18 protein-coding genes are annotated in these 21,671 nt (G+C 61.0%); 8 read left to right on the top strand and 10 right to left on the bottom strand.

Features of this window, described 5'->3' with window-relative positions; genetic code table 11:
• Positions 1-61: 61 nt before the first annotated feature.
• From F3J08_RS13215 to pspA, 4 genes are read right to left on the bottom strand one after another with little or no spacing between them, the layout of a single operon-like run.
• Positions 62-1,348 carry a GIN domain-containing protein gene (locus F3J08_RS13215; RefSeq protein WP_166930569.1) on the bottom strand — a complete coding sequence of 429 codons (1,287 nt, stop codon included), beginning with the start codon at positions 1,346-1,348 and terminating at the stop codon, positions 62-64.
• Positions 1,345-2,853, bottom strand: coding sequence for a hypothetical protein (locus tag F3J08_RS13210; RefSeq protein WP_166930567.1), 1,509 nt, complete (start codon positions 2,851-2,853; stop codon positions 1,345-1,347). The genes F3J08_RS13215 and F3J08_RS13210 overlap by 4 nt, the downstream gene beginning before the upstream one ends.
• Positions 2,850-3,080 carry an envelope stress response membrane protein PspB gene (gene pspB, locus F3J08_RS13205; protein ID WP_166930565.1) on the bottom strand — a complete coding sequence of 77 codons (231 nt, stop codon included), beginning with the start codon at positions 3,078-3,080 and terminating at the stop codon, positions 2,850-2,852. The genes F3J08_RS13210 and pspB overlap by 4 nt, the downstream gene beginning before the upstream one ends.
• Positions 3,081-3,134: 54 nt before the next feature.
• A complete protein-coding gene (pspA, locus tag F3J08_RS13200) occupies positions 3,135-3,821 on the bottom strand; it encodes a phage shock protein PspA (protein ID WP_166930563.1) in 687 nt (228 codons plus the stop codon).
• Positions 3,822-3,954: 133 nt separating this feature from the next.
• Here pspA and pspF point away from each other — a divergent pair, with 133 nt between their 5' ends.
• Positions 3,955-5,076 carry a phage shock protein operon transcriptional activator gene (gene pspF / locus F3J08_RS13195; RefSeq protein WP_166930561.1) on the top strand — a complete coding sequence of 374 codons (1,122 nt, stop codon included), beginning with the start codon at positions 3,955-3,957 and terminating at the stop codon, positions 5,074-5,076.
• Between the two features lie 539 nt (positions 5,077-5,615).
• Positions 5,616-6,899: a DEAD/DEAH box helicase gene (locus tag F3J08_RS13190; protein ID WP_205207020.1), complete on the top strand. Its 1,284-nt coding sequence runs from the start codon at positions 5,616-5,618 to the stop codon at positions 6,897-6,899.
• A gap of 150 nt (positions 6,900-7,049) precedes the next feature.
• On the opposite strand, the gene F3J08_RS13185 is transcribed toward F3J08_RS13190, so the two are convergent.
• Positions 7,050-8,375 carry a UDP-glucose/GDP-mannose dehydrogenase family protein gene (locus F3J08_RS13185; protein ID WP_205207014.1) on the bottom strand — a complete coding sequence of 442 codons (1,326 nt, stop codon included), beginning with the start codon at positions 8,373-8,375 and terminating at the stop codon, positions 7,050-7,052.
• Between the two features lie 181 nt (positions 8,376-8,556).
• Between F3J08_RS13185 and F3J08_RS13180 the strand changes: the two genes are divergently transcribed.
• Together F3J08_RS13180 and F3J08_RS13175 are read left to right on the top strand one after the other, a co-directional pair.
• Positions 8,557-8,892 (top strand): hypothetical protein, encoded by a 336-nt coding sequence (locus F3J08_RS13180; protein ID WP_166930557.1) that lies wholly within the window; start codon positions 8,557-8,559, stop codon positions 8,890-8,892.
• A 655-nt stretch (positions 8,893-9,547) separates the two neighbouring features.
• A complete protein-coding gene (locus F3J08_RS13175; RefSeq protein WP_122038570.1) occupies positions 9,548-10,837 on the top strand; it encodes a multidrug effflux MFS transporter in 1,290 nt (429 codons plus the stop codon).
• Positions 10,838-10,871: 34 nt separating this feature from the next.
• Here the strand turns inward: F3J08_RS13175 and F3J08_RS13170 are convergent, their stop codons facing one another.
• From F3J08_RS13170 to F3J08_RS13155, 4 genes are all read right to left on the bottom strand, one after another.
• The gene (locus F3J08_RS13170) at positions 10,872-12,320 is read right to left on the bottom strand and encodes a sugar porter family MFS transporter (RefSeq protein WP_166930633.1); all 1,449 of its coding nucleotides are present in this window, start codon (positions 12,318-12,320) and stop codon (positions 10,872-10,874) included.
• 98 nt (positions 12,321-12,418) lie between these two features.
• Positions 12,419-13,276, bottom strand: a complete 858-nt coding sequence (aroE, locus tag F3J08_RS13165) for a shikimate dehydrogenase (protein WP_166930555.1) — start codon at positions 13,274-13,276, stop codon at positions 12,419-12,421.
• Positions 13,277-13,400: 124 nt separating this feature from the next.
• On the bottom strand, positions 13,401-14,405 hold the full coding sequence (locus F3J08_RS13160) for a LacI family DNA-binding transcriptional regulator (protein ID WP_166930553.1): 1,005 nt from the start codon (positions 14,403-14,405) through the stop codon (positions 13,401-13,403).
• 94 nt (positions 14,406-14,499) lie between these two features.
• Entirely contained in the window at positions 14,500-14,979 is a 480-nt protein-coding gene (locus tag F3J08_RS13155; RefSeq protein ID WP_240149355.1) for a cupin domain-containing protein, read from the bottom strand.
• A 141-nt stretch (positions 14,980-15,120) separates the two neighbouring features.
• Here F3J08_RS13155 and F3J08_RS13150 point away from each other — a divergent pair, with 141 nt between their 5' ends.
• Complete coding sequence (locus tag F3J08_RS13150) at positions 15,121-15,939, top strand: alpha/beta hydrolase (RefSeq protein ID WP_166930551.1); 819 nt, start codon at positions 15,121-15,123, stop codon at positions 15,937-15,939.
• 50 nt (positions 15,940-15,989) lie between these two features.
• Here F3J08_RS13150 and xylB read toward each other — a convergent pair whose 3' ends face one another.
• Complete coding sequence (gene xylB / locus F3J08_RS13145; protein WP_166930549.1) at positions 15,990-17,480, bottom strand: xylulokinase; 1,491 nt, start codon at positions 17,478-17,480, stop codon at positions 15,990-15,992.
• A 490-nt stretch (positions 17,481-17,970) separates the two neighbouring features.
• On the opposite strand from xylB, the gene odhB reads away from it, so the two are divergent.
• The 3 genes from odhB (at position 17,971) to F3J08_RS13130 (ending at position 21,509) form a co-directional block, all read left to right on the top strand.
• Positions 17,971-19,329, top strand: a complete 1,359-nt coding sequence (odhB, locus tag F3J08_RS13140) for a 2-oxoglutarate dehydrogenase complex dihydrolipoyllysine-residue succinyltransferase (RefSeq protein WP_166930631.1) — start codon at positions 17,971-17,973, stop codon at positions 19,327-19,329.
• A gap of 64 nt (positions 19,330-19,393) precedes the next feature.
• Positions 19,394-20,791, top strand: coding sequence for a dihydrolipoyl dehydrogenase (gene lpdA, locus F3J08_RS13135; RefSeq protein WP_166930547.1), 1,398 nt, complete (start codon positions 19,394-19,396; stop codon positions 20,789-20,791).
• Between the two features lie 112 nt (positions 20,792-20,903).
• Complete coding sequence (locus F3J08_RS13130; protein ID WP_166930545.1) at positions 20,904-21,509, top strand: hypothetical protein; 606 nt, start codon at positions 20,904-20,906, stop codon at positions 21,507-21,509.
• The last annotated feature ends 162 nt before the right edge of the window (positions 21,510-21,671 follow it).

Here is a 21,671-nt window from a genome sequence, read left to right as displayed (position 1 = left end):
TTCGGACCCGCTGACTGCGCGCAGGCGTCGGTTGTCCTGTCGCCGCCAGGCACGCTCTGCATCACCCGTGATTTCTGGCGAGATGATGAAATTCGCGATGCAGGTGGAAATTGCGTGAGGTTACGCATTGCTCGATATCGCTCACGCGTTTGTCGAGACGCTGCAACCGGGCTTCCAGTGTAGCAATTTCCGGCGCGCTCGCCGCCAAGGGCTGGGGCGCATGGGACGAGCCGACAGAACGCCGGATGCGCGACAGAAAATCCACCGGTACAAAGCCTGCGATACGCCGACGGAACACGATAAGGAGCAGCGCTAGCAGGCCCCAGCCCAGCCATCGCCGATGGCCGTGACGCGGTGTCGCGTCATCACCGGCTGTGGCCCGGTCGCTGCTTTCATCATTGTCAAAGCTGATAACCGTGCCGTCGGGCCGCGTCAGACTATGGGCCGTGATGACGGTGCCATCAGGCAGGGTGAGGATAGCATGGCTTGCATGAGACGATTTGCGGAAGGTCGACGCATGATTGAGTGAAATCGTCGCTGGGGAATGGGCTTCCTGGTGCAGTTCGCCCGTTACCTTGTCGATGTCGATCCCGCCATAGCCTGAAGCGACAAGGTTTGCCGTGCCGACTGTTCCGCCGAATTTCAGATGCCCGGAGCCATGAATATCGGCGTTGAGTGCCCCGATGGTCCCGGCATTCAGGGTGATGGAGCCAAACCCTCCCGAATCCGCTGCAAGGTGTGAGGCATCTACGCGGGCAATCGTGACACTGCCGCTGCCTGAAGTGGTCAGAGTGGCGGGGCCGTTCAGCCAGCCGAGCCGCAAACTGCCAAACCCATTCTCGTTCAGCACAAGCGCCGTTGCCTGATCGATGGAAATCGTGCCGCTGCCACGCTGAGTGAGCGAAACCGGCCCGTTGACGCCGGAAATATGCAGCGAACCAAAGCCACGCATGGACGCGATGATGGCTGTACCCTGCCTGACATGCAGGGTCGCGGCACGCTCGCACTGATTGCCATCGACAGTTGTTTCATGGCCCGAGCCGGCAATCGTCAGCCCTGCCATCTGCCCACCATCCCGGTCCTCCAGCAGGGCAGCGTCACCCTGCCCCTCGCTGGCCCCTTCGATCGTGATGGATGACGTGCATGAGGTGTTCAGGCGCAGCGTATAGGGGGCTGCATCAAGAAGCGCCTGAGGCGTGGCCGCGCTCGAAAGGGCCGCATTCGAAAGTGTCGGATCGGCAGGGGCCGTGATGGGAAGCAGGATGCACAGACCCATAGGGCCTATGACCTGTAGCAGGATCCGGCTCACGGTTGCATACGGATAGCGGGGCAGGGGCAGGCGGATCACCTCGTCTGATCTCCCTTTGATGCGGGGGGAGCGGCAGGGGCAGCGGGCGTGACGCTCCCTGTCGTACGCGTCGCCGCGCCTGAGGAATCCTGAGGACTGCTCTGGGCTGCACCATTCGTCACGGGCTGCGTGGTGGGCGTGTTCGTGCCTGAGGGCTGCCCGGCGCTATTGGGAGCGTCATTGGCTACTCCCGGTGTGCCCGCTGTTGGGCTTTGGGGCGCGATACCCGTGTTCGGTACCGTCGCGACAGAGGGCGAGGCGGGAGGGGGCGTCGCGATGCGCGAAGTCGAGCCCGTAGCGGGTGCTGTTGCCGTGCGGCTCTGGCCCGGATTCCCTGGGGCAGGTGCCGGTGTGGGCGGTGTCGGCACATTCTGGCCTGATGCTTCCGGGGGAAGCGGCGGCGTGCTGGGGGGCGTCATGCCCTGCGGTGCAATTTGTGTCGGGCCAGAAACGCCATTGCCTTGCACAGGGCTACCCTGCGGTATTCCGGCAGGGAAAGCGCTTCCCGTTGCGACACCGCTCTGAGGGACGCCGCTCGGGGTAGCGCTATCCTGGGGAACGCTCCCTTGCGCAGCATGATCCTGCGGCAGGGTCTTGTCCCCGGGAGCAGGAGGGGCGGGCGGTGCGTCTGTCGGAGCAGAGGGGCTCTGGGGTGGTGATCCTGCATCGGGCGGTGGCGAGGCGACCGGGCCGATCTGCACGTTGCCCGTGCGTGTCAGGGCACCGCTCACCGTTGGTATGGCGACGAGGCCTGTGCCAGAGGCGGAGACGGTGGCCGTATTGGCGCTCCCCCCAAGGCGAGCGCTGGCGGCGTTTTCGACCATGAGGGTCAACACGTCGAAACGGCCATCCGTCACGGTCAGATGGCTGGTCTCGGAAAGCTGGGCCGAAAAGGCATCGAGATCGGCGTGATCGACGACAAGACCCGAAGCCCCGGTCTCGACCACCTGCGCGGCGCGGTTGAGGCTGGCGATATGGACCTGCTCGGTGCCACGCAGGCTCAGATCGAGCGACTGGATGGTGTCGGCATCGAGCTGACCGGCTTCAAGGCTGGCCTCCAGCGAGGCCAGCGTGCCGTGAATGATAATATGGGTGTCATGACTGTCATGGATCATCACCCCGACATTCGGCGCGACCAGAATGGAGACGCGGGCATTGGGAGCACAGGTCCGGCTGGTGATCAGAACCTTGGACGATCCCTGCGTCTTGCCTGTGCGCATGGTCAGATGCGCCCCACCCGAGGGAGAACTGTCGATCGATACCCCGTCGCTCATGGCCGGATCGACCATGATCTCGAAGCGCCCCAGGCAGGGAACGCTGAGATCGAGATCCTCAGCATCCATCACGACCGGCGAACCGGCATGAGCCGGCGCAGCCATGGCATGGCCGCCAAACAGGGCCCCACCCGGCCCGAGCGGTGCCAGGCCAGCCAGAAGCAGGGCCGCAAGCGCCACGCGGCGCGTGTGACGAGAGGCGGGGCGGCGATACAGACAGTCTGCCATCATGAAAAGCTCCGCGTTCTCCAGCCAGGGACATCCTCGTCCAGAATACGCTCGAGCTGGTCGACACGTTCTTCAAGGCGGCGTGCCTGCACATGCGCCATATTGAGCGCAGCGAGATCCGCTTCCTGCAACTTGCTGGCCGTTGTCTTCGAGCGGGCCCGAATGGTCACGATATACATGATCGTGACAAAAAACAGGACGACTGCCGCAAGACCAATAAGATCATCCATGTTGGCATGCCTCATAAGCGACCCTTGTGCTGTCAAAGCGTCTCATGCTTGTTCTTATCCCTGACGGCTCTTGATTCTGGCGCGCAGCGCTTCGAGTTCGTTCTCGACCGCCATATCGGTTTCGAGACCCGCCAGCTCTTCCTGCAGGCTCGGCTTGCGTGTGCCACCGGGGCCGCGACCGAGATCATAGGCTTCGGCCTTCCCCTCAAGGGCGTCAAGTGCGCGCTCGACCTGCTCGAAGCGGTTGAAGGCATTTTCCACGCGCGTGTCATAAAGGCGCTCGCGTGTCTTGATGCGATTGGTCGCAGCCTTGTGGCGCAGCGAAAGCGATTTCTCGCGGGATTTCGCGTCGGCCAGCTTGGCTTGCAGCTTGCCGATATCGTCATGCTGCTGGTCGAGGCTTTCATTGACCTGTGCAATCTGCCGCTCCAGCGTCTTGCGCGACTGCTCGATGGTGGCCTTGGCGGCAAGTGCGCCCTTGGCCAGATCTTCGCGGTCGCGGGTCAGGGCCAGTTCGGCCTTGCGCAGCCACTCGTCTTCCTCCTGCACCATCGTGCGTGCACGGCGCTCAAGCCCCTTGCGCTCGGCAATCATGGTGACAGCCTGGCTGCGTACCTCAACCAGCGTGTCTTCCATCTCCTGGATGATCAGCCGGATCATTTTCTCCGGGTCTTCGGCGCTGGCCAGTATGGCGTTGAGGTTGGAGTTCACAATATCCGCAAGGCGGGAGAAGATACCCATGTGACGATCTTTCTTTGCTGGAACGAATTTAACAGGAAATCGGGGCAGGAGAACACAGGCTTCTCTTGCAAGCGTAACGATCCGGGGTGAAAGATAGAGTTCTTGCAACACCACGGATGAGACTGGCCAGAAAATGGCGCGATCTGCCAGAAACGAAGAAAACCCGACACCGATCGGACAATCTCCCGCGTTTCTGGAGATGCTCGACCATATCTCGCGTCTCGCACCGCTCGATCGGCCGGCGCTGATCATCGGCGAGCGCGGTACAGGCAAGGAGCTTGTCGCTGCGCGACTGGCCCTCCTCTCGCCGCGCTGGGACAGGCCGCTCATCAAGCTCAACTGTGCAGCCCTGCCCGATACCCTTCTCGATAGCGAGCTGTTCGGTCATGAGGCTGGTGCTTTTACCGGGGCCCAGCGTCGCAGGCTTTCGCGTTTCGAGCAGGCGCATGGTGGCACGCTGTTCCTCGATGAGATTGCCTCGGCTTCCATGGCGGTTCAGGAGAAGCTCCTGCGTGTCATCGAGTATGGCAGCTTCGAGCGCGTGGGCGGGAACGAGACCATCCATGTCGATGTCCGCATTATCGGCGCAACCAATGCCGACCTGCCCGACATGGCCCGCAAGGGTGATTTTCGAGCCGATCTGCTCGATCGTCTCGCCTTCGATGTGGTCATGCTGCCACCTCTTCGCGTCCGACACGAGGATATCCTCATTCTTTGCGAGCATTTCGCCACCCGTATGACCGCAAGCCTTGGTCGCAAGCTTTTCGCCGGGTTCAGCGACAAGGCCCGCGAGCGTCTCATGCAGTACGAATGGCCCGGCAATGTGCGTGAGCTCCGCAACGTTGTGGAGCGCAGCGTCTATCGTATGGAGCGTCCTGAGCGCCCCCTCGATGACATCGTGTTCGATCCTTTCCGCAATGGGCCCGACTGGTTGCGTCCTCTCGCCCCCGAAGGAGTGACGGCCACGAAGCTGCCCGTCATGACGGAGCGCATCGTGCAGGACGCCGCCGCGCCGGCCTCGCGTGAAGCTCCATCCGCGCCTTTGCCTGCTTCCCTCCCTGAGGGGCTGACCTTCACCGAAGCCACGCGCGCCTATGAACGTGCCCTGATCGAACACGCCCTGAGCCATGCGCGCTTCAACCAGAAGCAGGCCGCCACGGCTCTGGGGCTGACCTATTACCAGTTCCGGCACCTGCTCCGTGCGCATGGCTTCGCCGAGCGTAACGCTCGTAAATCCGTCGGAACCGAAGCCTGAAAGGGGTGGGATCTTGAGCATGATCTTAATCATGCAAAAAACATGCCAAAGTTATTATCCCTGAGGGGTGTCCGCCTTTGTTCATTTTGATATGGTGTAAACCACCATAAGTTGGGAGAAATTGCCTCCGTATGTTGGTGCGATCGACGCTCGGAAGATGTGCGAGCCTGCACGCTGACAGGGGGTTTTTTCAGGGGTGATATAGTCGGGGTGTGTACCGCGCTGCTTTTCTGACAGGTGGCAGGGATAAGCTGTTGCCCCGAGTTCGGCATTGTTGTCGCCTCAAGGGGTGTAAATGCCCTGCTGGATCGGCTGTATTACTCCGGCGCTTTTCCTTGGAGAGTGTGATCCGGGCATCGTGCGAGGGGCAGAACAAGCGTGAAACGCGTCCGTTTTGCCACAATGGATGACCATAAGGACATGAATGCGCGATTGCGTTGACGCGACGACCATTCGCCCGCAAAAGAGCACTTCCACAGTCTAAATGCCCGCCAAGGCGCAACCAATTTGTGCGCCGGAGGCGCTGCTCTATCTTGACCATGACATTCGACGAACTGGCCCTCGCGCCCGCTATTCTCAAGGCGTTGGCCGAGGCTGGCTACAAGACGCCCACGCCGATCCAGGCGCAATCCATACCCCTGCTGCTGCAAGGCCGAGATCTTCTTGGCATGGCCCAGACGGGAACGGGCAAGACCGCTTCCTTCGCGCTGCCCCTGCTTCATCGCCTTGCTGCTGACCCACGTCCCGCGCCGAAAAACGGTGCCCGTGTTCTTGTGCTGGCGCCTACGCGTGAACTGGTCAGCCAGATTGCCGATGGGTTTGAGGCATTTGGCCGCCATCTGGATTTCAGCGTGACCACAATCTTTGGGGGTGTCAGCCAGTTTCATCAGGTCAATGCGCTGAAGGAAGGCGTCGATATTCTCGTCGCGGCGCCGGGTCGTTTGCTGGATCTGATCGAGCAGGGGCTTTGCGACCTGTCCACTCTCGAAGCCCTGGTGCTGGATGAGGCAGACCAGATGCTCGATATGGGCTTTGCCAAGCCTATCGAGCAGATCGTTGCTGCAACGCCGGCTGAGCGCCATACGGTCCTCTTTTCCGCAACCATGCCGAAATCCATTGCGGCACTGGTAGACAGCCTGCTGCGCGATCCGGCGAAGGTGGAAATTGCCCCGCCTTCCACCACTGTGGATCGTATCGAGCAGACAGTCATGTTTCTCGATGCAGAGCACAAGAAGGCGGCCCTGCTATCGCTTCTCAGCGCCCCCGATGTCGGGCAGGCTGTCGTGTTCACGCTTCAGAAGAACATCGCCAATGAGGTCTGCTCTCATATTACCGAAGCGGGCATCACGGCTGAAGCCCTGCACGGCAACAAGTCGCAGGGTCAGCGCGAACGGGCGCTCAAAGCATTCCGCGAAGGCCGTGCACGGGTTCTTGTCGCCACGGATATTGCCGCACGCGGTATCGACGTCGATACGGTGACGCATGTGGTCAATCACGATCTGCCCAGCCTGCCTGAGGCGTATGTCCATCGTATTGGCCGTACGGGCCGTGCGGGACGGAGCGGGCGGGCCATCACCCTGTGCGATGCCGAGCAGCGCGCCTGGTTGCACGATGTGGAGCGCACGATCGGACGCACGCTGACAGTGCATGAAAATCACGAATGGCATTGCGAGAAAGCACGCCATTCCACGGCACGGGCGCCGGTGCTGGGCGGCGGCCCGGTCAAGCAGATCAAGGTGCCGAAAATACGCGAGCGCAAGATCTGGACCGATGAAGAGAAGGCGGCAGCCCGTGCCGCTGCTATGGCCAAACGCGCAATCTGAACCATTTTACTTATGCATGGCTGGGGGCGTTGCCCCTGCCATGCCTGACTCCGGCCCGTACCGCGTCAGGGACATGGGTACAGAAACCGGATCGACCCAGGTGCGGTGACGTCAGGGAACTGACTTCACCGTATTCATGGGCGGGATCGCTCAGGGGCGACCGATGGAGCGGTAGGTGAACCCTGCGTCGCGCAGGGTGGCGGGGTCCCAGATATTGCGGAAATCGGCAATCACCCTGCCGCGCATCGCGGCTTTGAGCTTGGCGGGCGGGATGGCGCGGAATTCGTTCCATTCGGTCAGGACGATCAGCGCATCGGCATCCGTTGCGGCCTCCTGGGCAGAATTTGCGTAGATCACGCTCTCTGGCAGGAGGGGGCGGGCCGGTTTCATGCCTTCCGGATCGAAAGCCTGAACGATGGCACCTTCTTCCACGAGGCGATGAATGAGCGGAAGGGAAGAGGCCTCGCGCATGTCATCGGTGTCGGGTTTGAAGGTCAGACCGAGAACGGCCACCGTCTTGCCTTTGACCGTGCCTCCACACAGGGCGATCACGCGTTCGGCCATGGCCGATTTGCGGGACTCGTTGATGGAGACCGTGGCCTCGACCAGAAGGGAGGGCGCCCCGGCATCACGGGCAATGGCGGTCAGGGCGCGTGTGTCCTTGGGGAAGCAGGAGCCGCCATAGCCCGGCCCCGCATGGAGAAATTTACGGCCGATGCGCTGGTCGAGGCCCATACCGCGCGCTACGTCATGAACATTGCCACCGACTTTTTCGCAAAGATCGGCCATTTCGTTGATGAAGGTCACCTTCATGGCAAGGAAGGCATTGGCAGCGTATTTCGTCAGTTCGGCCGTCTCAAGACCGGTCATGACGATGGGCGTCTCGATCAGATAGAGCGGGCGATAGAGCTGTCGCATGAGGGCGCTGGCAGTTTCGCCCTTGTCGGCGCCGGTGTCGTCAATGCCGATGATGACGCGATCAGGGCGCATGAAGTCCCCGATCGCATTGCCTTCACGCAGGAATTCCGGGTTCGAGGCTACGCTGAAGGTCAGTTCGGGGCGTTCCTCACGCAGGATGCGGGCGACTTCACGCCCTGTGCCCACTGGCACGGTCGATTTCGTCACAACCAGCAGACCCGTACGGGCATGACGGGCAATCTGGCGCGTGGCCTCATACACATAGGTCAGATCAGCATGGCCATCGCCGCGCCGTGTCGGTGTACCCACGGCAATGAAGACAGCCTCGACCTGCGCAATGGCGGTGGCGAAATCATCGGTAAAGCTGAGGCGACCGGCTGCGACATTGGCCGAGACAATCTTGTCGAGACCAGGTTCGTAGATGGGAATGGACCCGGCGCGGAGCGCGGCCAGCTTGTCCTGATCCGCTTCGACAATCACGACCTCGGTGCCGAACTCAGCAAAGCAGGCGCCGGAAACCAGTCCGACATAACCGCCGCCAATCATCGCTATGCGCATGTGATCTCTTATCCTGTGCGAACTCTCTTTGTGCAGGGCGTAGCCCAAACCGGGCACGGGATAAAGCTCGCGTACTGGAAAGGGGGGCGGCTCGCCTCCTCTATGGTGTCTGAGCTGGCCTTGACCGTGCTTCTGACCATGGCTGTTCTGACAGCAGCCAGATGTCAGCCGTGATGAAATCATGGCCGGTGCGCCCATCGATCATCAGACTGACGAGACAACCGGGCGCATCGGGGGAGGGGAGAAACGCGAAGCTTCGTATGGCTCTGGTTCTGGAGATGATGAGCTCAATGCGTTGCCGGGGCGGGCGATGGTTCTCGATGAAGATGACAGCATGATCGACATCGCGCTTGCCTTAGATATCGGCTGTTACCGAGTATTCGTTGCAACGTCTGGTTTCACCCTGATCGTCAAATGCGGGGTCGCAGGCCCTGTCAGTTCCTTAATGCTTCAAACCCCGTGGACTGAGTTCGAAGAGCTGGCGGTCACGTGTTGCGAACACACCGGTATTGAATGAGACGATATCAGGAATGCAGAAGACGAAATCGAGGTGGAACACCGGGTGAAACCTGAATACCTCACGCGTTCTTTGCCAGTCGAAATATCCTTTGGCGCGATTGATGGTCAGTCAGGTGCCTGACACCACTTCCCGAGGACTGGTGCAGTGGGGCAGGGCATTGGCCCGCGCATAACCGGATGCTCCGGTCATGATCATGATGAACGTCAGAATAGAACGTATCAGCGATTTCATCGTTGGCTCGTCTATATGTGATATATCGAATCATGAGATAGTTGGTGGTTTATTGTAATATTTCTTAAAAGCGAGACGAATATAAATAAAAAATGCACTCTTTTCGTATGTGCGAGCCAGATCGCAGGAACAGGACAGAGGTCGCCTGTCACGACATGGAGCGCTTGTCCGTGAGGGTTCCCCGATCGGGGTCGCGTCAGTGAGGGGGCTCGATCCTCGGGGTTGGGGCTGGTCAAGCTCCGCAGCAGAACAAGGCAGCCACACAAACCTGTTATATGCAGGCGGCACAGGGCGTATGGGCAAAAAGGCTGGTTGCCTTTCTGGCAGGGGAGGAGGAGAAGAGGTCTCTATGTCTGACAGACACGACTCCCCCTGAGAAACCGGGCTCAGCCCTCCTTCCGGGTGATGGCCAGGGCGCGCCATGCGCCTTTGGTTCGTATTCGTGTCTCGATGGCCAAGACTGATTGGACCCGGTTTTCCCGTGCTGACCTCATCGACCCAACCCGCCATACGTTTTTCCACCGGGCAGATCATCCTGCTCGGGCTTGTCAGTACGATCGGTCCGATCTCGACCGATATGTATCTGCCAGCCTTTCCCCAGCTGGAACAGGATCTGGGGCAGGGGCCAGGCTCTGCGCAGCTTACGCTGGCAGCATGGTTCATCGGGCTCGCCATCGGGCAGTTCTGCCTGGGGCCGCTGTCCGATCGCTTTGGCCGACACAAGCCCATGGTGGTGGGTCTGGCCATCTATGTGGCCGCGACCATCGCGCTGGCGACAACCAGTTCCTACTGGTCGTTCTGTCTTCTGCGGCTGGTTGCCGCTCTGGGCGGCGCCATCACGAGCGTCATCCCGCGTGCCATCGTGCGCGATGTGGCAACCGGGCATGAGGCTGTGCGCCTGATGTCGCAGCTTACCCTTGTCTTCGGCGTCGGGCCTATTCTTGCGCCCACGCTGGGCAGTATCTTTCTCGCTTTCGGAAGCTGGCGCCTGATTTTCTGGGCGGGTGCCGTCGCCGCTGCCTTGCTGGCCGGGCTCTGGCTGACCGTCATGCCCGAGACACTCCCGCCCGAGCGGCGTTATGCCCTGCCGCCGGTCGAGATTCTGCGCCGTTATGTCAGTCTGGTGCGTGAGCCTGTGTTCATGTCCTCGGCCGCCCTGTCGAGCTTCAGCACTTTCGTGATGTTTGCCTATCTTTCCAACGCGCCGCTCCTTTTCGAGCATCTGCTTGGTTTTACGCCTCGCGCCTTTGCCATTTTCTTTGGCATCAATGCTGGCGGGTTCATTCTGGCAACGCAGATCAACGGGCGTCTGTCGCATCGTTACGAATTCACGACGGTCATGCAGGCAGGGCTTGTGGCCTGCCTCGTGTCAGGGCTGATCCTGCTGGCGGTCAGCGCCAGTCATATCGTGGGGCAAAGCGACCCCTGGCCGCTTTGCGCGCTGATTATCACCACAACCTTCACGCTTGGCTTCATTGGTCCCAACGCCAACGTACTGGCGCTCACTCATCATGGGCATCAGGCGGGGGCGGCCTCGGCGTTGCTGGGCACGATGGCGTTCGCCATTGGCGGGTCGAGCGGTATCCTGATGGCACTGCTGCCGCCAACGCGGCTCAGCTCCACGGCGTTCGGTATGCTGGCTGGCATTACGGGCATGGTGCTGTGTAATTTTTGGCGTCGCGCTGCCGAAAAACGCCAGAAATCCGTCTGAGCTACAGGTCCCTCGCTTCGGGTCAGGAAGCGTATCAGGGGCGGAAATGTCCCTCACGCAAACGGGTCTCGATAGCCTCGAGCGTGGTGCCTTTCGTCTCGGGCACAAAGCGCAGGACGAACAGAAAAGCGAGGGCGTTGATGGCGCCGAAAAGCCAGAATGTGCCACTGCGCCCCAGATCGTGAACCAGTGACAGGGTGAACAGCGAGACCAGCGTGTCAGACAGCCAGACCGTGGCGCTGGCGAGCCCCATGGCCTTGCTGCGTATGATCAGCGGAAAAACCTCGGAGGCGATCAGCCAGACCGCGACGGAGAGCGAGCCGAAATTGAAGAAGATATAGGCCAGCAGCGCAATAATGACGAGGACGAGCCGTGTTCCGCCAAGGGGCGCGTGGTCAAGAAACAAGGCCCCAAGCCCGAACAGGGCGAGGGCAGCAAAAGGAAGCATGACGAGCAGCATGCGTCGTCTGCCGACACGGTCGATCAGCATGATCCCCATGAGGGTGGTTATTGTCGATGTGACCCCCACGCCGACCGAGGTGAGAAGCGAGGCCGCATGGCCCAGCCCGGCTTCGGAAAGAATGATGGGCGCGTAATAGACAATCACATTCGGGCCCGAGAGCTGTGACAGGGCAGCAAGCCCGATGGCAGCAATCAGCGCCGGGCGGAGCCAGCGTGCGCGCAGGGCCGACCAGCCGGGTATATCGGCGGATTTCGCCTGTGCATCACGCAAGGCGTCAAGCTCCTGACGGATGGGTTCGTGATGACCGCGCAGGCGATAGAGCACCGCCACAGCCTGCGCCTCGCGCTCATGTTCGAGCAGCCAGCGCGGGCTTTCGGGCAGAAACATCATGCCCAGAGCCAGCAAGATCGCAGGGATGACACCAAGCCCGAACATCAGGCGCCAGCAATCGGCAGCTCCGGCGAGAAAATATCCTGTGAAGAATGCGACGAGCAGCCCAAGCGAGAAGACAAGCTGGAAGAGTGAAACCAGCCCGCCACGACGCTCGGCCGGGGCCAGTTCAGCCACATAGACGGGGACGATCTGTGTTGTGGCGCCTATGGCCCAGCCCAGCGCGAAGCGCGCGACAATCAGCCATGTTTCATCCGGTGAGAGCGCACAGCCCAGCGAGGCAAGGATAAAGACCAGTGCGGCACTTACCACCGAAGGGCGACGGCCGATCCTGTCCGAGAGCGGGCCGCTCATGACTGCCCCGAACACGGCACCCAGATTGAGTGCAGCGGCGATGCCCTGTTGTCCCGTGCTGTCGAGGCTGAAACTATGGGTGATATAGATCAGCGCTGAAGCGATGATGCCGGTATCGTAGCCGAAAAGCAGTCCGCCAATGGCAGCAATGGCTGCCGCAAGGGCCACCATACGATGCGCGTGGTCACGCTGGTCGGGCGCTTTTTCAAGGCGCCGCAGGGCCACTTCGACAGTCTCGGGGTGCGATGGCGGCTGCGCGTCATGTGAGTCAGTCATCATCCTGCTCCTCGACGGGTGCGCGTTGCGTGTGGTGCCAGGAGCCTGAGAGGCGCCATGTCAGCATGGCGCTCTCTTGGCTTCATCGACGTTTGGGGTCAGTCCTGCGCCCCGAACAGAGTGGCGAGCGTCTTTTCCATGATGTCTGGCGAGAGCTTTGCATCAAGCACGAGTTCCGCCCCGATGATGCCCTGATTGACCAGCATGCCGAGGCCGTCGAGCGTCTGGCAGCCCTGTGCCTTTGCTTCGCGCAGCAGCTTTGTCATGGGCGGGTTGGGAATGACATCGGCCACGATGGAAGCATGACCAAGGCTCGAAACCTTGACGGCGGGTATTGCCTCAGCATCGCCCAGACCGATGGAGGTCGCGTTGATCAGCACATCCGTGCCTTCAGGAACGACGAACTCGCCCTCCCATGTCATGGCATGGGCCTCGATATCGCTGTTTTCGGTCAGAAGCCGGGCAATAGCCTGAGCCTTGTCGGGGCTGCGATTGGCGATGGTGATTCTGGCGGCACCGGCGAGGGCCAGTTCCACCGCAATGGCCCGCGCGGCCCCTCCAGCACCCAGAATGACGATGGTCTTGCCCTCAGGTGCTGTTACCTTGCGCAGGGAAGCCAGAAAGCCTTTTCCATCCGTGTTGTTGCCGGTCAGTTTGCCGTCACGGATCTGCACGCAATTCACGGCGCCGATGATTTTGGCTGATTCAGCCAGATTATCGAGATGGTCGATCACGGCAATCTTGTGAGGGATGGAGCAGTTGAATCCCGCCCACTCCATCGCTTTTGCACCAGCAATGGCGGCAGCCAGATTTTCCGGTTTGACATCGCAATTGATGTAGCGGGCGTCGATACCGGCCTTGGCATAACCCGCTTCCATCATCGCGACGGTGGGGTTCTTGGCGCAGGGAGTGGAAAAGGATCCGGTCAGGATCGAACGGAAGGAACGGTCTGTCATGAGGCAATCTCCTGGAGCGGCCGGACGGGAGTACAGAGCCTCTCGTCCCGACCTAAAATGCATAGCTATGCAAACTAACGCCAGAAGAAAAGATGGTTGCAGGATTCAAGTGTTACAGGATGAATTACACCCGTCCGGTGCTGCGCCTGAGCACGAGCTCCGCTTCGATCTCATGACGTTCGGACAGACGCTCATCCGGGGTGGAGAAGGACCGGGCGAGAATGTCCAGAGCTGCGGTAACGAGCGCATCGGGGCGTTGGTCGAAGCTGCTGAGCTGATAGGCCTGCCATGCGGCCTGCGGGATATTGTCGTAGCCAATCACCACGACATCCTCCGGGCAACGCAGATCGGTGTGTTGCCTTATGGCATCCAGTGCGCCGCACCCCATGAGGTCATTACTGGCAAACACCCCGTCAGGGCGATGGCCCTGTGCGAGGGCGGCTGACATGGCGTCAAACCCCGATTGATAGTCATCGGCACCCTGAATTCTGGTGACCTCAAGCGCGTGTTCGGCGCATCCCTGCATGAACCCGGCTTCGCGCGCGCGGGATGCAGCATTCTGGACAGGGCCAGCCAGCCAGACGGGATGTCTCACCTTGAGACTATGCATAAGCGTGGCCGCGTGATGGCCGGATTTCATGTTGCTGGATTGCACCGACGAGATTCCGGGCCCCGTCAGCGCCGAGTTGAAGCAGATGACCGGAATATTCAGGGCCGAGATGGCCTGAACCGTCTCTTCGGCGCCGATTGCCAGCGCCGTGATAAGGGCGTCCACGCGATAGCTTGCAAGCTGGTCGAGGGCAGCATCGAGCGTCACGTCATCAATGACCTGAACCAGAAGGACCTGAAAACCAGCCTCCCTGATGCCTGCAGAGAGCTTCTCAAGAGCATAACCGTAAAGGGGATTGCCAAGCCCGCCGACGATGACGCCGATCATGCCCGAACGGCCAGTCAGCATGATGGCCGGTATGCGGTTGGGCTTGTAGTTGAGCTCTTCCGCCGCCTTGAAAACGCGTTCACGCATGGCCGGCGAGATGCTGGCCGTCGTGGAAAAGGCGCGGGAGACGGCCGATTGGGAAACCCCGGCATGACGGGCAACATCGATAGAGGTGATCACACGTCTGGTCATGGCGTGATCATGACACAGTTCATGGCCCTTGCGCGATCCCGCCCGATCGCAGCGTGCAGGGCATAAGGCCGGATGTGACGAAGGGGCAGGGCCCTCAGTGGTAGCGGCAAGGCTTGTTGCGCTCGGGTGGGTTAGCCGACTGAATGACAAGAAGCGTTACTTCATCATCACCCACATTGCCGGCGTCATGGCCTTTCTTGCCCTTGTAGGGGCCGCTTTCCATGGGGCGCACATTCTGGTCCTCACCGAAAAGAATATCGCCCGGTCCCATTTCGACGCGCGTGCCATCCATGGCGCGCACCCACCAGCGCCCCTTGAGCGGGATAATCCATTGCGGCTTGGGGTCGGGGTGCCATGCGCCATTCCAGTGCTGCGGCTGCACGGTCATCATCACGGTTGCCGTCTGGGGCTCCATGGGGTCTTGCCATTGAGGTCCGGCAGGCGGCGACATGCTTTTCAGAAAGAAATTCGACACCGGGCAACGGGCGATGTGGCTCACGCCATTATCATCCGTCCAGAGATGCTGATAGCTGCGTAGCGGCTTGGGGGGAGCCTTGTCGGCAGCCTGCACCATCACGGCAGTAGAGAGGAAAGCCAGAAAAACGGGTACGGGCCATAAATATTTCATCGATCCGGCTCTCGACAATCTGGGGATGGGCAGGTCACATTTCCCTGCTTACGCTTGTATCGTCGTATTGGTTCCGAGACCCTTGATTTGATCAGATATCTCTCCCTTTTTGTCGGTCTCGTCATTCTTGCCTATCTCGTCATGGGGGCGTTTCTGTACCTGCGTCAGGACAGTCTGGTTTTCCCAGCCGACACCACCCCCCTCGCCAGCCCCGACGATCTGATCGACGGCGCGCGCCGCGTCACCCTGCACACGCAGGATGGGCTGGCGCTTTCAGCCTATTACCGGCCGCCGGTCGGGCAGGGGCCGGTCATCATGTATCTGCACGGCAATGCCGGGACGATTGCCAGCCGGGCGCGCCGTCTGGCCCTTATGGCGCAAGGAAACACCGGGCTTCTGGCTGTTGAGTATCGCGGTTATGGTGGTAATCCCGGCAAGCCGGGAGAAGCGGGTCTGATGATGGATGCCGCTGCCGGAATGGCGTTCCTGCGCGAGCAGGGCATCGAGCCGAGACAGATCATTCTGTATGGGGAGTCCCTGGGCACGAATGTGGCCCTGCGCACGGCCCTGGCTTTCCCGGCAGCCGGGCTGGTTCTGGATGCACCCTATACGAGCATCGTGGATGTGGCCGCCTCACGTTATCCCTACATGCCTGTCCGGCTTCTCCTGCGCAGCCGCTTCGATACGCTTGGCCGTATTCCCGCATTGAAAATGCCGCTGCTGGTGATGCGCACATTGCAGGATCATACGGTGCCACCGGCCCAGAGCCTCGCAGTATTCGAGGCCGCCCCCGAGCCGAAACAGATCTGGACGACGCAACAGGGCAGCCATTCCACCCTGATCGAGAGCGGTGGGCTTGCCGTGTTACAGCGATTTATCGGCCGGGTCTGTCCGGCCGAGCCCTGAGGAACATATTCGAGCCGTCGCCGGCGCTCGCCCGTTCCGGCGTGGGATGATCAGGGAATGGATTTGAGAGCCGGATAAAGCGCTCTGTACCGTGCGTAGGCTGCACGATAGGGGCCACTCAGCGTTTCATCCGGCGTGATGGTTGCCACGCGCTCTGGCGGCAGGCAGACACTGGCGACATCCTCGCCCGTAACGGCAATGCGGGCGAGCCGTGCTGCGCCGAACGCGCCGCCCTGCTCGCCATTGGCCAGACGATGCAGCCTGACCCCCAGAACGCTGGCGAGAATGGCGGTCCAGAGCGGGCTGCGCGACCCTCCGCCAATCACATCCGCTTCAGTGATCACGGTGCCGGACTCGGCGAGTCCCTCCAATGCGTCGCGAAACGAGAAAGCGACGCCTTCGAGCACGGCCTGCGTCATCTGGGCGCGTGTCGTGTCCTGCGTAAGCCCGACAAATCCGCCGCGTACCGTGCCGTCATTATGCGGCGTGCGTTCGCCCGACAGATACGGGGCAAACAAAACGGGCGAGGGGGCAAGCGGGGCATCGGGCAATTCGGCAAGGAGGGTCTTTTCATCAAGGCCGGTGACACGCGACCACCAGGCAAGCGAAGCCGCTGCCGAGAGTGTGACACCCATCTGATGCCACTGATCGGGGACAGCATGGCAGAAGGAGTGAATGGCGTGGTTGCCGCCCGGATGGAAGCTGTCGGTCGTGACCCAGATTACCCCCGATGTGCCCAGGGAAAGAAAGGCGTCACCCGTGTGAATGGCCCCAAGTCCGACAGCGCCCGCAGCATTATCCCCTGCGCCACCCGCGAAGACCGGTGCCTCTTTCATGCCCCAGCGTGCGGCGAGTGACGCATCGAGCCGACCGGCAGGCGCCGTTCCCTCACAAAGCGCGGGCATGGCGGCGAGACGCAGCCCGGAGGCTTCAAGGGCTGCGTCGGACCACAGGCGCCGCCCGGTATCGAGCCAGAGAGAGCCGGAAGCATCGGACATATCGTCGATCAATGCACCTGTGAGACGAAACCTGAGCCACGCCTTGGGGAGGACGACATGCGTTACCTTCGCAAAGATCTCAGGCTCGTGACGGGCCACCCACATGACCTTGGGGGCGGTGAATCCCGGCATGGCGATATTGCCGGTAATCTGACGACAAAGCGGGAAGCGATGCTCGAACAACGAGCATTCCGACTCGGCTCGGGTGTCGTTCCACAGAAGGCAGGGGCGCAAGACCTCGCCCTGTGCACCCATGAGCACGGCACCATGTTGTTGCCCCGACAGGCCTATGCCGTGGAGTTCGGCCAGTTCATGCGGATGGCTGGCATGAAGCGCATCAAGCGCGCGCAGGGTGGCTTCGTACCAGTCCTCGGGGTCCTGCTCGCTCCAGCCTGGATGCGGCCGGCTGACATCGAGTTTTTCGGTATGGGCAGCCAGCACCTTCTGGTTGGTATCGACCAGAACGGCCTTGATTCCGGACGTGCCAAGATCAATGCCGAGATAAGTACCGCCGGTGGCGTTGGGGGGCGTGTCAGATGCCATGATGCAGCGAACCTCGGGTCTGGGACTTGAAAGCGTCGTGGGTTTCTGGGAGCGGGATGCTTGAAAATCAGGGGTAGCGTCGACGAAAGGCAGATGAGCGCCGCCTTTGATACGCGCCATCCTGTCGGGGCAGAAATGGAAACGCGACAAGATGGCGGACAGGTTTCGTGGTTATTTTTTCCGGACGCACAGACTCTGACCGCAAGGGCATGCGCGTTCCGGGTTCAGGCAAAGCCCTCAGGCAGGATGAAAGACCGCGCCTCGCAGGATTGTCGCGTCACAATCGGGTGAAATCAGGGGGCGGAACGGACCCCCTGGGCGGTGGAACCTGACATTTCCGGCCATTCATCCCCATTTCAGCACGATGTGACAGCTGTGCCGGAGTAGGCATGGCGGTTGTTCCTGTTTATGGTCGCCAGTCTCAGGCCGTCATGGCATGGCGGGTCGAACAGACGCACGACAGAAGTCCGAGCGGGCTAAGGGAGAGATGATGTCGGTCGAGATAAGGGTGCCGGTTCTGGGTGAGAGTGTCACATCAGCGACGATAACCCGCTGGCTGAAACAACCCGGCCAGGCCGTGGCTGCCGATGAGCCTGTTGTCGAGCTCGAAACCGACAAGATCAGTGTCGAGGTTCCCGCGCCGCAGGCCGGGGTGCTCGGCCATGACCTTATGGCCTCGGGGGCCGAAGTGGCTGTTGGCAGCGTGCTTGGTACGCTGGACCCCAATGGCAAGGCCGATGCCAAACCCGCCGACAAGCCGGCTCCGTCGCCTGCCTCGGCTTCAGGCCAGTCGTCTCCGGTACAGTCTGCCCCGGTTCAGTCTGCTCCGGCGCAGCCCGTGCAGGCCCAGCCTGCTGCGGCGGCGCAAGGTGCGGCAGGTACCGCCCAGCGTGAACCCATGCCCGCAGCCTCTCGCCTGATGGCGGAGGAACATATCGACCCGTCATCCGTGACGCATGGCACCGGGCTGGATGGTCGTGTGACCAAGGGTGACGTGCTGACGCACATGGAGCAGAAGCCCGCGACTGCACCCGTTGCAGCCCCTGCTTCCGCGCAGACGGCATCTGCCGCCCCAGCCCATAACCCGGCGGCCCCCTCACCGGCAGTGGCAAGCGCCCTGGCGACCCTGCTGGGCAAGACCGAGCAGGACAGCCGTGAGCAGCGCGTACCCATGACGCGCCTGCGCCAGACCATTGCTCGCCGCCTCAAGGATGCGCAGAATACGGCAGCCATTCTCACCACCTTCAACGAGGTGGATATGAGCGCGGCCAAGGCCCTGCGGGCCGAATATCGCGAGGTTTTCGAGAAGAAGCATGGTGTGAAGCTGGGCTTCATGTCGATCTTTGCGCGCGCCTGTATCCGTGCGCTTCAGGAATTCCCGGCCATCAACGCCACGATTGAGGGTGACGAGATCATCTATCGTCGCTTCGTCAATCTGGGCATCGCTGTGGGCAGCGAGCGCGGGCTGGTTGTGCCGGTGCTTCATGATGCCGATCAGATGAGCTTTGCTGAGCTGGAGCGTCATATCAACGATTATGGCGCGCGCGCACGCGCCGGCACGCTCAAGCTCGACGAGCTGTCACGCGGCACATTCTCCATCACCAATGGCGGCGTGTTCGGCTCGTTGCTCTCCACCCCGATCCTCAATCCGCCGCAATCGGGTATCCTGGGGATGCATGCCATCCAGGACCGCCCGGTTGCCGTGGATGGTCAGGTGGTCATCCGTCCGATGATGTATGTGGCCCTGTCCTATGATCATCGCATGGTCGATGGGCGCGAGGCGGTCAGCTTCCTTGTGCGCGTCAAGCAATATGTCGAGGATCCCCGCCGCCTGCTGCTTGATGTCTGAAGCCCGTCACCTCTGAAAAGCCCGAGCCCCAAAAATCCCGATGTCCGAAGAGAAAGCAGCTGCCATGTCCGAAACCCGTGATTTCGATCTGGCCGTTATCGGCGCAGGCCCTGGCGGTTACGTCTGTGCGCTCAAGGCCGCGCAGCGTGGTCTGAAGGTGCTGTGCGTCGATCGTCGCGAGACGCCGGGCGGCACATGCCTCAATGTCGGGTGTATTCCCTCCAAGGCACTGCTGCACAGTTCGGAACGCCTGCACGAGGCCGAGACCGAATTTGCGTCGCTCGGCATCGATAACGTCAAGCCAACGCTCAATCTTGGCCAGATGATGGCCCGCAAGGAGCGCGTGGTGGGTGATACGGTCAAGGGCATCGGATATCTCTTTCGTAAGAACAACGTGACCTTTCGTGTGGGCGAGGCTGTTCTGACCGGGCCGCACAGCCTCACGATCAACGGCGAGACAGTGACGGCGCAATCCATCGTGATCGCGACAGGGAGCGCCCCCGCAGCCCTTCCCGGTGTGACCTTTGACGAGAAGCGCGTTGTCTCCTCGACCGGCGCACTCAGCCTGGAAAACGTGCCGAAGCGTCTGGCCGTCATCGGTGCGGGTGTGATCGGGCTGGAGCTGGGGAGCGTCTGGAAGCGCCTTGGCAGTGAAGTGACGGTCATCGAATATGGCGACCATATCGCGCCGGGTTTTGACCGTGGTCTGGGGCGTCAGTTCCAGCGTTCGCTCGAAAAGCTGGGCCTGAAATTCCGCCTTTCCACCCGCGTGACCAAAGTGGCGACAGAGAGTGAAAGCCTCGCCCTGACGCTGCAAAAGGTTGGGAAGGAAGAAACCGAGACGCTGGAGGCCGATGTGGTTCTGGTGGCAATCGGTCGCAAACCCTACACGCAGGGTCTCGATCTGGGCGCTGTCGGGATCGATCCCGACGAAGCTGGTCGTATTCCTGTTGACGGGCATTTCCGTACGTCCTGCCCCAGCATCTATGCCATTGGTGATGTCATCGCCGGGCCGATGCTGGCGCACAAGGCCGAGGAAGAAGGTCTGGCGCTTGCCGAGCAACTGGCAGGGCGCGTCGGGCATGTTCCCTATGATGCGATTCCTTCGGTTATCTATACCCAGCCGGAATTTGCGATGGTGGGCAAGACCGAGGAACAGCTCAAGCAGGAGGGCATTGCCTACAAGACGGGCAGTTTCCCCTTCATGGCCAGCGCCCGTGCCCGTGCCATTGCGGCGACAGATGGCGGCGTGAAGGTTCTGACAGACGCCAAGACAGACCGTATTCTCGGTGTGCATATTCTGGGGGCCTGTGCGGGCGAGCTGATTGCCGAGGCCACATTGGCCATGACTTTCAAGGCCAGTGCCGAGGACGTTGCTCTGGCCTGCCACGCTCATCCCACCCTGTCCGAAGCCTTCAAGGAAGCGGCTATGGGGGCTTTCGACCGGGCCCTGCATCTCTGATTTCTACCGAAGGGCGACCCGAGCACGATCCTTGTATACGCAGGGATCATGTGATCGGGCCAAGGCATGACTGGTTATCCGAGACACCCCTGAAAATGCGCCTGACAGCATCATGAGGACGAGACGTTCAGCCATCTGGCTTTTGTCAGGGGCTCTGGTTTGCAGCGTGCTGATACTGATCTGGCGTATCGAGGCCTATTGGGACGCGCGCTCTTTCCCCCTCGCCATGCGTGATGCGCAGGCGTTGCTGCATGAAAAACCTGCGGTCAACACGCTGAAGCTCGAGCCATTCGATGCAAAGAAAGCACTGTATCGGTGCACGCAGGAGGCTGCCAGATATGAGGATACTGCAAAGAATCCTCTAGGCTCTCATTGGCTGATTGATTTCTGCACACAGCGCCAGCGGGAAGGTTACCGCGATCTCCAGCATGTTCTCGATCGGATCGGGGGCTATTCCTGGGGGAAGGTTTTGCTGGAGGCCGAGCTGTCATCAGACCAGCGCTGGGGATATGTTGACTATTACTGGGTCGATTTTTCGCTCCGCATGGATGAAGCCATATTCCATGACATCCTCGACGAAGTAGCCAAGGGCGAGCTAACCCCTGAACACGTTCAGCATGGTTTGGATCGTGAAGCGCAGAATCTCCGAGCCTCACCGCAGAAACGGGATCTTTTCCTGAGCGATACCTACTATTTCGCGCATCACCCGACAGAATAGGGCGGTCTATCTTCCGAAAGGTATCCTGGATTAGGTGTTTGGTCCCGGGTTTTGATGGTGCAATCTTTTCATCGGAATGGAAGGAAGCACTATGGGCCAGGTTCACCACGGGAGCGCCACGACGACAGCGGCAGTCCGTCGAGCGATACAGCATAGTCAAGA

Origin of the sequence: Asaia sp. As-1742 (assembly GCF_011753235.1) — a bacterium.
Taxonomy (GTDB): domain Bacteria; phylum Pseudomonadota; class Alphaproteobacteria; order Acetobacterales; family Acetobacteraceae; genus Asaia; species Asaia bogorensis_B.
This window is presented reverse-complemented; position numbering and strand designations above follow the sequence as displayed.